Source organism: Billgrantia bachuensis, assembly GCF_011742165.1.
Taxonomy (GTDB): domain Bacteria; phylum Pseudomonadota; class Gammaproteobacteria; order Pseudomonadales; family Halomonadaceae; genus Halomonas; species Halomonas bachuensis.
On record NZ_JAAQTO010000006.1, the window covers coordinates 64,522 to 78,564 of the forward strand.

A 14,043-nucleotide genomic window follows, 5' to 3' on the forward strand; every position below is an offset into this window, starting at 1 on the left:
TGACGTTGGATCTCTTTAGGATTCCGCTATCCACTCAAGCTTTTCTGACAGCCGCCCTAGCTCGACATGGTCTTGCAAGACTTTCAACCGCATCAGATGTGAATCCCGGAACTTAGCATCCGAGAATTTCATGCGAGACAATCCCTCCACCAAACCTTGGATGGAATCTTGAAGGGTCATCTGGGGTTGATACTCCGGAGCCAGCTTCTCGAAGAGGCCAAAATCTACCTTGTAGGAGCGGCTATCGACGGCCTCTTTTTCATTGATATCCACGGTCGTTCCTGGAATTGCTTCGGCGACGGCCTCTGCCAGTTCGCGTACCTGATGATTTCTACGGTTGGAACCGGTATTGACGCTGAGAATGCGTCCCCCGTTATTCGCCTGACGCTGAATGGCCCAGTCGATCGCTCTCCCCATGTCGCTGACATCGATCAAGGGACGCCAAGGTGTTCCATCGCTGAGCACGGTGATCTTCTTCTGTGAAAGAGCGCAGGCAACGAAGTCATTCAGCACCAGGTCCAGGCGAAGGCGTGCCGACATACCACAGGCAGTCGCAAACCTCAGGCTGGTGATGACCATGTCTCCTTCGATACCTGCAAGCGCATCCTCCGAACCGATCTTGGACTTGGCATATGCGGTCATCGGCGCGAGCGGGTCGGCCTCCTTGCGGGGCTCTCCGCTTGCCAGGCCGTAGACGCTACAGCTCGACGCAAAGACGAAATGCCTCACGCCGGCCTGCGCCGCCCGTCTGGCAATCCTTACGGTAGCTTCCTGGTTGATCTCTTGGGTCACGGTTTCGAAGCGATTACCCATGGGATCGTTGGAAACGGCGGCAAGCTGGACCACGGCGTCATAGCCTTCCAGCAACCCTTCTGGAAGATAGCGTATATCCCCGTAATAGTGCCTTTCCAGATGACTTTCAGGACTTCGGTCGACTCCCGTCAGGCAGTGTGCGAAATAGGCATTGTCATAACCATGTAACACCGACTCAGGATGCCGTCGCTTTAGCTCCCTGGTGACTTCGGGCCCAACGTAACCCATGTTCCCCAGTATCAATACCTTCATTACCTAGCCTCCCGTTGCAGATACTCAGAGTCGCCTTGCTGCAAGGCTCCACCAGTTGAGCCACCGTTCAGCATGCTCAGCTTGAGCTCCTCTTCGCTCACCCAACCCTTGCTTTTCATTTCTTCAAATATCTGTGCTACCAACATCGAAGCACCGGCTACGCTCAAATGATTGTTATCGTAATAAAGAAGTTCTTCTTCGAGCTGGGTAGCGCAGCGACTGGGCAGGTAGGTATCACAGAATATCCTGGCCGGCTCGATTTTTAGCAGGTTGTCATGTTCCACGACTTTAGCCATTTGCTCGTAAGCTGATGCTGTACGCTGCTTGAAAATGTCGTAACTGGTAGAGAGGGGAGCAAACCGTTCAATGCCGAACAATCTTTCCTTGACCAGCAAGTAAGGCACATCCCAGCCCACCTCAGGTACCGGATAGATCAGGACGACCCGTTTCCCGGCGCGAGCCATTCTCTCGACAGTTTCCTGGAGCAGAGACCCAACCTGTTCAATGCGAAGTTCTTCATCACTTATATCGAGACGGTTCATGGGTACGGCACGCACAGCTTCATCGTGCTCGATTCCCCCTTCGCCGTTATTGAATGACACACCCTCAAATTGAAGAGGATATCGTCCCAGCATGATGACCAGTTCGACGCTGTCGTCTGCCAGGACGTACTTCAGCACTTGCTCGTTATGGCGACCACATTCCGGTTCATCGCTTCTGGTATAACCCGCTATTGGCAGGCAGTTTGTATAAACGAATTGTCTTACCTTCATGCCAAGCGCATCGACTCGTTCAGCTACCGGTCCGACTAACGGCGTCGCTTGGCTATCACCCCATATCACGACCGTCCTATCTCCGTCCTCGTTGTACACACAAGTCTCATCGAGTGGCAGCAAGTTTCCCGGAGTGCTCTGACAGTTTGCGTTAATTTCCTTTTGTGAACGCACCATTACTAGATTTTCAAGCTCTCCGTTGAAGCGCCAGGGGATACCCTGTGAGTAGGTACCGTAGAAACCCACACCGATCATCAGGCACGACATTACCAGGGCCGCTCTGAAAATCTGTGTTCGTGTATATTTACTGCGATTACGGAAGGGTAATTCGACATAGTGCCAGGAAAACCAAGCCAGCAGCAGGGAGAGTATGCTCAACAGAATGAAGTCGATATGGGAGATGGGGCCCAAGCTGCGTTCTCTGGCGAACGCGAACACCGGCTGATGCCATAGGTAGGCGCTGTAGCTGATCAGGCCGATACCTACCATGGGCTTGAAGGAAAGTACTTTTCCTGTAATGTCTTTCTCGCTGGCGAAGAGTATGATTAGAGTGGTCCCTAGAACGGGGATCAAAGCCCACCGACCGGGGAAAGGAACGCTCTGATCGAATATCAATATCGCATAAAGGAGCATCACTATCCCGACCCCCCCTCCCAGATTGCTTACCCAGAGGGGAGGCTTAGCTCTGTGCCGATGAAGAAAGACTGCTACGATAGCCCCAGCCAGAAGCTCCCAGGCGCGTGTGGGCAGCAAATAGAAATTAGCTGAGGGATGATGCGTTGAAGCGTAATCCGACAAGGCCAGGCTGACGAGGAAGCACAGCGTCAAAACACCTAGGAGCAGCCATTTTCTAACCCAGCCTACCAATAACATGAACAATGGAAAGAACAGATAGAACTGCTCTTCTACGGCCAGGCTCCAAGTGTGCAGAAAAGGCTTCATCTCTGCTGGACCGGCGAAGTAATCCATGTCCTGCCAGAAATGAATATTGGAGATAAATAAATTAACGGCTACCAAGCTCTTGCTCAGACTCTCGAACTCTTCCGGTAGCATCCACACCCATGCCACAGCCATGCAAACTATGCTGACAAAAAAAAGTGCCGGAAGAATTCGTCTTGCCCGCCGCTCGTAGAAGTGCGCAATTGAAAATTTTCTTTCTACTATTTCATTGTAAATAATCCCTGTGATCAGATAACCACTTATGACGAAAAATATATCAACCCCGACATACCCGCCGCTAAAGGTTTCGAAACCAGCGTGAAACAATATAACGGGTATAACGGCCACGGCTCTTAGCCCATCAATCTCAGGCCTGTAGTGAGTCGTCATTGTGTCCTCGACGCGACTTATCTATGCCAGCAACGTGTCATTTCGTTCTCCATTCTGTATTTACAAGAATTTAATTTTAGGGTGGATTATCCCAGGCCACGCTACCGCCAGAGGAGTTCATAGTGGACCTCCCTTTCCATTCCTACCGGACAGTTTGCATTGTTATATTTTCCTACAGAATGTTACTAAACGTACTTGAGTTTTGCGTAGTTGGTTTTTGCCATACTTGGCACCAAGCTTTCGTCATCCTATTGGAAGGGTTTTTCTGACCTGATTAAAAATTTGGTACTTTTCTACTAGAGATAGACTTCACTAAGCAAAGCAGTGAAGGTGTTTATAGTAAAATTCATACGCCAAAAAAACTGCCCTCCTACGAGAGCAGTTGACTAGTTAAATAGCGAGGGGATAAAAGGACGTGCGGCTAGAAAACCCGATTCAACCCGTTCTGGGCCGCCACCCGGTAGGCTTCGGCCATGGTGGGGTAGTTGAATGTGGTATTGACGAAGTAGTTGAGAGTATTGGCCTCGCCCTTCTGCTGCATGATCGCCTGGCCGATATGGACGATCTCCGAGGCCTGATCGCCGAAGCAGTGAATGCCGTAAATTTCCAGGGTGTCCTGATGGAACAGGATCTTGAGCATACCTACGGTGTCGCCGGTGATCTGGGCACGAGCAGTATCCTTGAAGAAGGCCTGGGCCACCTCGTAGGGAATCCTGGCTTCCGTGAGTTCGCGCTCGGTCCGCCCAAAAGAACTGATCTCGGGAATAGTGTAAATCCCCGTTGGGACTTCATTGACGAAGCGGTAGTCCCGCTCGAGCAATTCGTCGCAGGCATTGAGTCCCTGATCGTAGGCGGCGCTCGCCAGACTCGGCCAACCGATGACGTCACCGGCAGCATAGATGTGGGGAATGGCCGTGCGGTAATGATTGTCGACCTGAAGCTGGCCGCGGCCGTTGGCCTCGAGGCCGATGTTCTCGAGGCCCAGCTCGTCGGTGTTACCGGTCCGCCCGTTGGCCCATAGGAAGGCGTCGGCACGCAGCTTCTTGCCGGACTTGAGATAAACCACGACGCCCGACTCGTCGCCTTCGACTCGCTCGTACTCTTCATTGTGGCGAATCAGCACGCCGTGCTTGCGTAGATGGTAGGAGAGCGCATCGGAAATCTCGTCATCGAGGAATGAGAGAAGACTGTCCCTGTTGTTGATCAAATCGACCTTGACCCCGAGCCCGGAGAAGATCGAGGCATACTCACAACCAATCACGCCCGCCCCGAAGATTACCAGTGTGCGCGGCGTATGCGACAGGCTCAGAATGGTATCGGAATCGTAGATCCGCGGATGACGGAAATTGATATCGGCGGGACGATAGGGACGTGAGCCCGTGGCAATGACGATCTTCTGCGCGACCAACTCTTCCAGCGCCTCCTGCCGGTCACGCACCAGCAGGGTATGCTCATCCTTGAAGCGTGCCACACCACTGAAGAGATCGATGCGATTGCGCGCATAGAACTTGGTGCGCATCTCGACCTGCTGGTCGATGGTGATACGCGATCGCTCCATGACCCTGGGAAAGGAGAACCAGCGCGGCTCGCCGATATCGCGGAACATGCGGTTGGTATTGAACTGCATGATCTGCTTGACCTGGTGCCGCAGCGCCTTGGAAGGAATGGTGCCCCAGTGGGTGCAATTGCCTCCCAGGACCGGCTGCTTCTCGACTACCGCAACCCGCTTGCCGTGCTTGGCGGCGTTGATGGCGGCACTTTCGCCGGCGGGCCCGGTACCGATCACCACGACGTCGTAGTTATGGACTGCCATTGGCTCTTGCGTCTCCTTTCCCTTGTCGATGTTGGTTTTCGGCTCCCCGGGGTTAGCACTGCATTTGTCGCGCCAGATATTGCATAGACCTAGCGACGAGTGGCGTCATAGCCCAGATCTGCGCCACGACTCTCGTCGCTGGAGCGACGCGCACTGACCGGCTCACCCTTGCGTTTGCGGTTCTCCTCCTCGCATATCTCGTCCTTGCCACCACAGATATCGCAGCCCTCCTTGAGGCCCAGCTTGTTGAGGCCACCGCAGGAGCCGGCAATGGGCTTGCGCCCCATGATCACGCCGATGGCCATGGCAGCCATGATCAGTAGCATGAAGCCCAGTACGACGAGGAAAGTGGTCATTGGGTTACCCTCCAGGCGGCTAGGGCTCGAGCCAAGGCTCGAGGGCCGCGGTATGATGGATTTCGACATCCTGTGGTGTCTTGACAACAACCCTGGCGGCGCTATCCATGGCCTCGGCCAGTTTGACCGCGTCACCTGGAGAGGCAAGCATCAGCTGCGTTGCCTGACGCATGGCCTCGCTGGCGCTCGGTGCCATGACGCTTACCGCTAGCGGGGTCGACAATGTCACCAGTGGCACCACGTCCTGGCGCGCAAAGCGGTGTACCAGCGCGGCATTCTGAATCCGGACGTGCCGCGCGCCATCGGGACCGGGCAGCCCGGTTCGTTCAAGCGACAGCCGCCAGCTCCCCCGGGGTGGAACACCCTGGCCACGCATCACTCCCCCTACCTCCACCATCACGGCGGAGGGAGCGAAGCGATGGCCGTCAAGCCACAGCGCCAACCGATCGACGGCAAGCGCATGTACCGTACGATCCGCTTCATGCCGTAGTGCTGATGAAGACAGCCGAAACCAGCCAAAGGCAGCATCCAGGGCTCGGGTGAAGCCACTTCGCTGCCGTTCGAGACTTGCCAGTTCACCTTCTATGCCGGCTTCGAGTTCAGCGACCTGATCATGATCGAGGTCGGCATAGAGGGTAATGTGGTAGCCCGTTCCCAGAGCCGTGCCCTGGATGAAATGCTCCTGTGTCTGATCACGGCAAGCGCCGAGCACCATGACCACAAACATCGGAAGAAGGAGCCGGGCTGGCCCAGAGAGAACCAGCCCGGGGAGTCGCCCATGGGCGAGTGGGATCATCCGCCAAAGTCATCCAGCATGATGTTCTCGGGCTCGACGCCCAGGTCGAGCAGCATCTTGATGACGGAGGCGTTCATCATGGGCGGTCCGCACATGTAGTACTCGCAATCCTCGGGAGCCGGATGGTCCTTGAGGTAGTTTTCGTACAGCACGTTGTGGATGAACCCGGTGGGGCCGGTCCAGTTGTCCTCGGGCAGCGGATCCGACAGCGCCAGGTGCCATTCGAAGTTGGGGAACTCCTCGGCCAACTGGTCATACTCATCGTTATAGAAGGTTTCACGCCAGGAGCGCGCGCCGTACCAGAACGAGATCTTGCGGTCGCTCTTGAGGCGCTTGAGCTGGTCGAAGATGTGGCTGCGCATCGGTGCCATGCCCGCACCACCGCCGACGAAGACCATTTCGGCGTCGGTATCCTTGGCGAAGAATTCACCGAAGGGGCCCATCACGGTCACCCTGTCGCCCGGCTTCAGGCTGAAGACGTAGGTCGACATCAAGCCTGGCGGATGGCTGCTACCGGGAGGCGGCGTGGCGATACGGATGTTGAACTTGAGGATGCCTCGCTCTTCGGGGTAGTTCGCCATGGAGTAGGCACGGATGACTTCCTCGGTGTTCTTGTGGGAGATCTTGAACAGATCGAATTTCTCCCAGTCACCTCGGTACTCCTCCTCGATATCGAAGTCGGAGAACTTGATATCGTAGGGTGGCGCGACCAGCTGCACATAACCGCCGGCACGGAAGTCGACGTTCTCGCCCTCGGGCAGCTTGAGATTGAGCTCCTTGATGAAGGTCGCCACGTTGGGATTGGCGATGACCTCGCACTCCCACTTCTTGACGCCGAAGACCTCCTCGGGCACCTCGATCTTCATGTCCTGCTTCACCGGCACCTGACAGGAGAGACGCCAGCCCTCCTTCTTCTCACGCAAGGTGAAGTGGGACTCCTCGGTGGGCAGGATGGAACCGCCTCCCTCCTCTACCCGGCACTTGCACTGGGCACAGGAGCCACCACCGCCACAGGCGGAGGAGAGAAAGATGCCATTGGCTGCCAGGGTGTTGAGCAGCTTGCCGCCGGCCTGGGTAGTGATGGTGTGTTCCGGGTCGCCGTTGATCTCGATGGAAACGTCACCGGTGCTGACGAGCTTGCTGCGGGCCGCCAGGATCACCACGACGAGGCCGATGACGACCACGGTGAACATGAACACACCGAGCAAGATGATAGATGTTCCAACCATGTCGGTTTCCTATTTACTGTGTGACCTGTTGTCCGGCGATGACGCGCACCGCCGGAAACGCGCCTTGGCTCAGAGCTGGATGCCGGAGAACGACATGAAACCCAGCGACATCAGACCCACGGTGATGAAGGTGATGCCCAGGCCCTGCAGGCCGGCCGGTACGTCGCTGTACTTGAGCTTCTCGCGAATCCCCGCCAGAGCGGTGATGGCCAGCGCCCAACCGACGCCGGAACCCAAGCCGTAGACTACGGATTCACCGAAGCCGTAGTTACGCTCGACCATGAACAGTACGCCGCCGAGGATGGCGCAGTTCACGGTGATCAGCGGCAAGAACACCCCCAGCGCGTTGTAGAGCGCCGGCACGTACTTGTCGAGGAACATCTCGAGGATCTGCACCAAGGCGGCGATGACGCCGATGTAGGAGAGCAGACCCAGGAACGACAGATCGATGTTCTCGGCACCTTCGATACCGGTCCAGGTCAGGGCGCCCTCTGCCAACAGCGCGTTGTAGATGACGTTGTTGACCGGAACGGAGATGGTCAACACCACGATCACCGCGATACCGAGGCCAATGGCAGCCGACACCTTCTTGGATACCGCCAGGAAGGTACACATGCCCAGGAAGAACGCCAGGGCCAGATTCTCGACGAAGACCGAGGCAACGAACAGGCTGATATAGTGCTCCATGTTACACGGCCTCCTTCGGTTGAGTGTTTTCCTTCATCTTGAACTCGTTCGCCTCGACCTGCTCCGGATGAGTTGAGCGCAGCGCCCAGATGATCAGGCCAATGATGAAGAAAGCCGACGGGGGCAGCAGCAGCAGGCCGTTGGGCACGTACCAGCCACCATCCTGCACGGTCGGCAGTATGGTAAAGCCGAACACGCTACCGGAACCGAGCAGCTCGCGGACGAAGCCAACGGTCATCAGGATGAAACCGTAGCCCAGACCATTTCCGATGCCGTCCAGGAACGACAGCCCCGGCGAGTTCTGCATGGCGAAGCCTTCGGCACGCCCCATCACGATACAGTTGGTGATGATCAGGCCGACGAATACCGAGAGCTGCTTGGACATCTCGTAGGCGTACGCCTTGAGCACCTGATCCACCACGATCACCAGCGAGGCGATGATGGTCATCTGCACGATGATGCGGATCGATGACGGGATATGGTGACGAATGAGCGACACGAACAGGTTGGAGAAGGCCGTTACCGAGATAACGGCCAGCGCCATGACCAACGAGACGCTCATGCTGGTCGTCACCGCCAGCGCCGAGCAGATACCGAGTACCTGCAGGGCGATGGGGTTGTTGTTGAAGATCGGGGTCGTCAGGACGCCCTTGGGAGTCACAGCGGACATTTTCAGGCTCCTTAAGCTTCAGCTTCGAGTTCGACGTCGGCTTCCTGTACCTCTTCATGGTCGACTCCGCTACGGAAGCGCGCCAAGTAGGTACCGAATCCTTCCGGACTCAACCAGAACTGCAGCATGTTGGTGACGCCGTTGCTGGTCAAGGTAGCGCCTGACAGAGCATCGATTTCGGTCTCGTCGTTGGCGCCGCCCTTGGTCAGATGGATGGCCGGGGCCAGGTCCGCCTCGTCGGAGAAGATCTTCTTGCCTTCCCACTGAGCCTGCCAGCGCGGGTTGTTGACCTCGGCACCCAGTCCCGGGGTTTCACTGTGCTCGTAGTAGGTGATGCCGACGATCGTATTGCCATCACCTTCCACCGACATGAAGCCACGCATCAGACCCCACAGGCCCTGGCCACGAATCGGCAGGATGATCTGGTCCGGGTCTTCGGGGTCGCCGACCAGATAGACCGTAGCGAAGTTCTCCACGCGGCTCAGACCGGCGATGTCACGATCGCCCGACAGGGTACGCCCCATGGCCGGATCGCGCGCCGCCTGGAAGTGGTCGAAGGTTTCGGGATCGAACTCGTCGGTATACTCGCCGCTGCGCATGTCCACGACGCGCGGGGTCACTTCGCCGAAAGCCGACTCGACGTCCATGCCCGGTTCGTAGAGGTTGGCTACGCTCAGGATGTTGGTCTTGCGATCGAGCTCCTGGTTGAGCTGTTGCTTGGGCCGCAGCGCCACCGCCGCGGTCGACACGATGACCGAACACACGATACAGAGTGCGAACGCCACCGTGAGGATCTTCTTGATGGAGTTATTGCTCTGTGCCATCAGGCAGTCTCCTCGGCCGGTGCACCGACACGCCGCATACGGCGCTTGATGTTGGCCTGAACAAAGAAGTGATCGATCAACGGCGCGAACAGGTTGGCGAACAGGATCGCCAGCATGATCCCCTCAGGGAACGCTGGGTTGACCACGCGGATCAGCACGGTCATCACGCCGATCAGGATGCCGAAGATCAGGCGGCCCGGGTTGGTCATCGAAGCGGACACCGGATCGGTCGCCATGAATACCATGCCGAAGGCGAAGCCGCCGATCACCAAGTGCCAGTACCAGGGCATGGCGAACATCGGATTGCTCTCGGAGCCGACCAGATTGAACAGCACACTGGTACCCGCCATGCCGATCATGCAGCCCAGCATGATTCGCCAGGAGGCGATTTTGGTCCATAGCAGTACTGCGGCCCCGATGAAGATGGCCAACGTCGAGACCTCACCGACGGAGCCGGGTAGATAACCGATGAAGGCATCCCACCAGCTGTACTGCGAGGTCAGCTCTACCATGCCTTCCTGGAAGGCGATGGAGAGCGGCGTCGCACCGGTATAGCCATCGGCCGCGACCCATACTGCGTCACCCGAAATCTGCGCCGGGTAGGCGAAATACAGGAAGGCACGGCCGGTCAGTGCCGGATTGAGGAAGTTCTTGCCGGTGCCGCCGAAGATCTCCTTGCCGATCACCACACCGAAGGTGATACCCAGTGCCACCTGCCACAGCGGAATGGTAGCCGGCAGGACCAGGGCATAGAGCACGGAAGTCACGAAGAAGCCTTCATTGACCTCATGGCCGCGCTTGACGGCGAACAGCACTTCCCAGAACCCCCCGACGATGAAGGTCACCAGGTAGATCGGCAGGAAGTAGGTGGCACCGAGTACGAAGTTGGCCCACAAGCTGTCCGGGTCGTGGCCGGAGGCAAGCACCATGAGGATGGCTTCGCGCCAGCCGTCCATTGAGGCATAACCGTCGGCAATGGCACTGTTGGCCAGCCAGCCGGCGTTCCACATACCGAAGAACATCGCCGGGAAGGTACACAACCACACGGTGATCATGATGCGCTTGAGATCGATACCGTCGCGCACGTGGGCCGTGGTCTTGGTGACACTGGGCGGAGAATAGAAGATGGTATCAACCGCCTCGTACAGCGGGTACCACTTCTCGTACTTGCCACCCTTGTGGAAGTGCGGTTCGAGATTGTCGAGCGTCTGTCGGATACCCATCATCAGGCCTCTTTCTCGATCATGGTGAGGTTGTCACGCAGGATGGGACCGTACTCGTACTTGCCCGGGCACACGTAGGTGCACAGCGCCAGGTCCTCTTCATCCAGCTCCAGACACCCAAGCTGCATACCCGCCTCGATGTCCCCGACGATCAGCGTACGCAGCAGCTGGGTCGGCAGAATGTCCAACGGCATCACTTCCTCGTAGACACCTACCGGCACCATGGCCCGCTCGGAACCGTTGGTAGAGGTATTGGGCGCATAGTTGGTGAGCCCCTTGAACTTCGACAGGTAGATCCCCAGCACCGAGTGCCGGTTGTTGCCCGGCGACAGCCAACCCAGGAAGGCACGCTTGTTGCCCTCTTCGAGCAGAGTGAGCTGATTGTGGAAGCGGCCCAGGTAGCGCAGGCTGCCCTCAGCGGTGAAGCCGGAGAACACCGAGCCGGAGATCACGCGCGTATCTTCGGGTTGGAGGATTTCTCCCGCCAACAGTTCCTCGGTGCTGGCACCAATTCGCGTGCGCAGCAGGCGTGGCTTCTCGGCACGCGGCCCACCCACGGCGACGATCCGCGCCATGTCGAGCCTGCCTTCGGCGAACAGCTTGCCGAAAGCGATCACGTCCTGATAGCCGATGTGCCAGACACGCTTGTGCAGAGCGACCGGAGAAAGGAAGTGGATATGCGTACCGACTAGGCCGGCCGGATGCGGGCCGCCGAAGGTCTCGACCTGCACACCCGCCACGTCGCCGCCAGGAATCTGCGCGTCGGGCGCAGTACACAGGAAAACCTTGCCCTGGGTTAGATTGGACAGAACCTTGAGCCCATCCTCGAAGGCTTCGGCCTGCTCGGAGATGACGTCGACAGGATTCGCGCACAGGGGGTGCGTGTCGATGGCGGTGACGAAGATGTCAGCCGGCTCGCTGTCGATGGCCGGGCTGCGTGAGAAGGGGCGCGTGCGCAGCGCCGTCCACAGCCCCGATTCGACCAGTTGATCGACGACGACCTGGCGTTCGAGGGACTCGAGCTTGTCGCGCCCATGGGCCGTGAACTCGACCGCGTCCTCGTTCTCGTCGACCTGGATCACGACCGAGAGCAGCTTGCGCTTCTCGCCACGGTTGATGGCGACGACTTCGCCGGCAGCCGGTGCCGTGAAGCGCACGCCGGGGTTCTTCTTGTCGGTGAAGAGGAGTTGGCCTAGTTTCACCTTGTCCCCTTCCCGGACCTCCATGGTCGGCTTCATGCCGACGTAATCGGTGCCCAGGACAGCCACGTGACGCACGGCTCGCGCATCCTCGATGCGCGGCTCGGGCGTCCCCATGATGGGGAGATCCAGGCCTTTCTTGACTTCGATCATAGTCTCGCCCAGTTGATGGATCGGAAATGCGAAGGAAAGGGGTTCGAATGGATTCGAATTCTTGTTGGGTCAGTACGTTACCAGTCAGGCCCGAAGGCACTTCGGACCACCCCGAAAAAATCCACAGTATTATAAAGACAAGCGCGACCAAAGACCACACGGCCTAAGGTCGCAAAAGGGGGCATAAAACCGCTCTGCGCTTGGCTTCGACAGGGTTCAACAGGCGTTGAAAGGCACTCGTATCAAGGGTTGGACAGGCCCTGATGGAGCAGGTCGACAGTACGCAGGTGTCGCTCGGAATGGCATGAAGATGACCTGGATCAGCCATTCCCGACCCCGTGGGTCGGAAATGGCCGGCGGCACGAGGTCAGCCCTGAGCGCGGGGTAACTTCAGGAAATGCACGTTGGAGATATGCTGCAAGATGCGCACCACCTGGCAGCTGTAGCCGAACTCGTTGTCGTACCACACATAGAGTACCGCTTGCTTGCCACTGGCGATGGTCGCCTTGGCATCGACGATTCCGGCATGGCGATTGCCGACGAAGTCGGACGACACCACTTCGGGCGAATCGACGTAATCGATCTGTTTCTGGTAGGAGGAATCGATCGACATGCGGCGCAGGTAGTCGTTGAGCGCCTCGGCATCGGTCTCGCGCCCCAGGGTCAGGTTGAGGATGGCCATGGAAACGTTGGGGATCGGCACACGGATGGCATTGCCGGTCAACTTGCCGGACAGCTCCGGTAATGCCTTGGCCACCGCCTTGGCTGCACCGGTCTCGGTCAGCACCATATTGAGCGGTGCACTGCGCCCGCGGCGGTCGCCCTTGTGATAGTTGTCGATCAGGTTCTGGTCGTTGGTATAGGCGTGCACCGTCTCGACGTGGCCACACTCGATGCCGTACTCGTCGTTGAGCACCTTGAGCACCGGCACGATGGCATTGGTGGTACAGGAGGCCGCCGACAGGATATTGTCCTCCGCCACGATATCGCCATGGTTGATACCGAAGACGATGTTCTTGATATCGCCCTTGCCCGGTGCCGTGAGCAGCGCTTTGGAGACACCCTTGCATTCGAGGTGTTGGCCGAGGCCCTCTTCGTCGCGCCAGATGCCGGTGTTGTCGACCACGACGGCATTGTCGATGCCGTAGGCGGTGTAATCGATATCGCTCGGTTTGTCGGCGTAGATCACCTGGATCACGTTGCCGTTTGCCGTAATGGTGCGGGCTTCGTAGTCGACGCTGATGGTGCCGTCGAACGGGCCATGGACCGAATCACGGCGCAGCAGACTCGCGCGCTTCTCCAGATCCTTGGCGATGTCACCCCGGCCACGCACGACAATGGCACGCAGACGCAGCAGGTTGCCGCCACCGGCTTTTTCTACCAGTACCCGCGCCAGCAAGCGACCGATGCGACCGAAGCCGTACAGCACCACGTCCTTGGACTGACCGTTGCTGCCGCTGGGATCGTGGGTATCGACGATCTCGGCCAGCTCCTCGCGCAGGAAAGCCTTGGCGTCGCCCCCACCACGCTTCTTGAAGGCCACGCCCAGCTTGCCTACGTCGACATGAGCCGGCCCCAGATTGAGCTCGGTCATGGCCTGGACCAAGGGCAGGGTATCCTGCACCGAGAGCTCGGTGCCCTCAACCTTCCTGACGAAACGATGATCCTTCAGGATACGGATCACCGAGCGGTTGAACAGCGAGCGTCCATAGAGGGTGGTGACCACGTTGTTGTGGCGGTAGAGGCTGCCGATCAGCGGGATCATTTGTTCGGCAAACGCCTGATTGTCGTGCCATTCCTGGAAGACGGTCTCGAGGGGTTGCTGACTCACGTGAAGCCTCTCTAATAGTCGTAAATTCGTCGTCATTATCCCGTCCGCGCTTCGCTGGGGCAATCGCAGGATGGTCGCAGGCGATGTAGGGGGAT

Annotated in this window: 12 protein-coding genes; all 12 read right to left on the reverse strand. The window is 58.0% G+C overall.

Features of this window, described 5'->3' with window-relative positions; translation table 11 throughout:
• Positions 1-15 precede the first annotated feature (15 nt).
• Positions 16-1,065, reverse strand: a complete 1,050-nt coding sequence (locus HBJ55_RS03100; protein ID WP_167110933.1) for an NAD-dependent epimerase/dehydratase family protein — start codon at positions 1,063-1,065, stop codon at positions 16-18.
• A complete protein-coding gene (locus HBJ55_RS03105; protein WP_167110935.1) occupies positions 1,065-3,167 on the reverse strand; it encodes an acyltransferase family protein in 2,103 nt (700 codons plus the stop codon). Before HBJ55_RS03105 ends, HBJ55_RS03100 begins: the two co-directional genes overlap by 1 nt.
• 421 nt (positions 3,168-3,588) lie before the next feature.
• Positions 3,589-4,980, reverse strand: coding sequence for a Si-specific NAD(P)(+) transhydrogenase (gene sthA / locus HBJ55_RS03110; protein WP_167110938.1), 1,392 nt, complete (start codon positions 4,978-4,980; stop codon positions 3,589-3,591).
• Between the two features lie 89 nt (positions 4,981-5,069).
• Positions 5,070-5,336: a (Na+)-NQR maturation NqrM gene (gene nqrM, locus HBJ55_RS03115; protein WP_167110940.1), complete on the reverse strand. Its 267-nt coding sequence runs from the start codon at positions 5,334-5,336 to the stop codon at positions 5,070-5,072.
• 19 nt (positions 5,337-5,355) lie between these two features.
• Positions 5,356-6,063: a hypothetical protein gene (locus HBJ55_RS03120; RefSeq protein WP_167110942.1), complete on the reverse strand. Its 708-nt coding sequence runs from the start codon at positions 6,061-6,063 to the stop codon at positions 5,356-5,358.
• 65 nt (positions 6,064-6,128) lie between these two features.
• Positions 6,129-7,361, reverse strand: a complete 1,233-nt coding sequence (gene nqrF, locus HBJ55_RS03125; protein ID WP_167110945.1) for an NADH:ubiquinone reductase (Na(+)-transporting) subunit F — start codon at positions 7,359-7,361, stop codon at positions 6,129-6,131.
• Between the two features lie 69 nt (positions 7,362-7,430).
• Entirely contained in the window at positions 7,431-8,048 is a 618-nt protein-coding gene (nqrE, locus tag HBJ55_RS03130; protein ID WP_167110947.1) for an NADH:ubiquinone reductase (Na(+)-transporting) subunit E, read from the reverse strand.
• Between the two features lies 1 nt (position 8,049).
• A complete protein-coding gene (locus HBJ55_RS03135) occupies positions 8,050-8,718 on the reverse strand; it encodes an NADH:ubiquinone reductase (Na(+)-transporting) subunit D (RefSeq protein ID WP_167110949.1) in 669 nt (222 codons plus the stop codon).
• A gap of 11 nt (positions 8,719-8,729) precedes the next feature.
• Positions 8,730-9,542 (reverse strand): Na(+)-translocating NADH-quinone reductase subunit C, encoded by an 813-nt coding sequence (locus tag HBJ55_RS03140; RefSeq protein ID WP_167110951.1) that lies wholly within the window; start codon positions 9,540-9,542, stop codon positions 8,730-8,732.
• The gene (locus tag HBJ55_RS03145; protein WP_206022171.1) at positions 9,542-10,768 is read right to left on the reverse strand and encodes an NADH:ubiquinone reductase (Na(+)-transporting) subunit B; all 1,227 of its coding nucleotides are present in this window, start codon (positions 10,766-10,768) and stop codon (positions 9,542-9,544) included. The genes HBJ55_RS03140 and HBJ55_RS03145 overlap by 1 nt, the downstream gene beginning before the upstream one ends.
• Positions 10,768-12,117, reverse strand: a complete 1,350-nt coding sequence (locus HBJ55_RS03150; protein WP_167110953.1) for a Na(+)-translocating NADH-quinone reductase subunit A — start codon at positions 12,115-12,117, stop codon at positions 10,768-10,770. The genes HBJ55_RS03145 and HBJ55_RS03150 overlap by 1 nt, the downstream gene beginning before the upstream one ends.
• 367 nt (positions 12,118-12,484) lie before the next feature.
• Positions 12,485-13,948 carry a glyceraldehyde-3-phosphate dehydrogenase gene (locus tag HBJ55_RS03155; protein ID WP_167110956.1) on the reverse strand — a complete coding sequence of 488 codons (1,464 nt, stop codon included), beginning with the start codon at positions 13,946-13,948 and terminating at the stop codon, positions 12,485-12,487.
• Between the last annotated feature and the right edge of the window lie 95 nt (positions 13,949-14,043).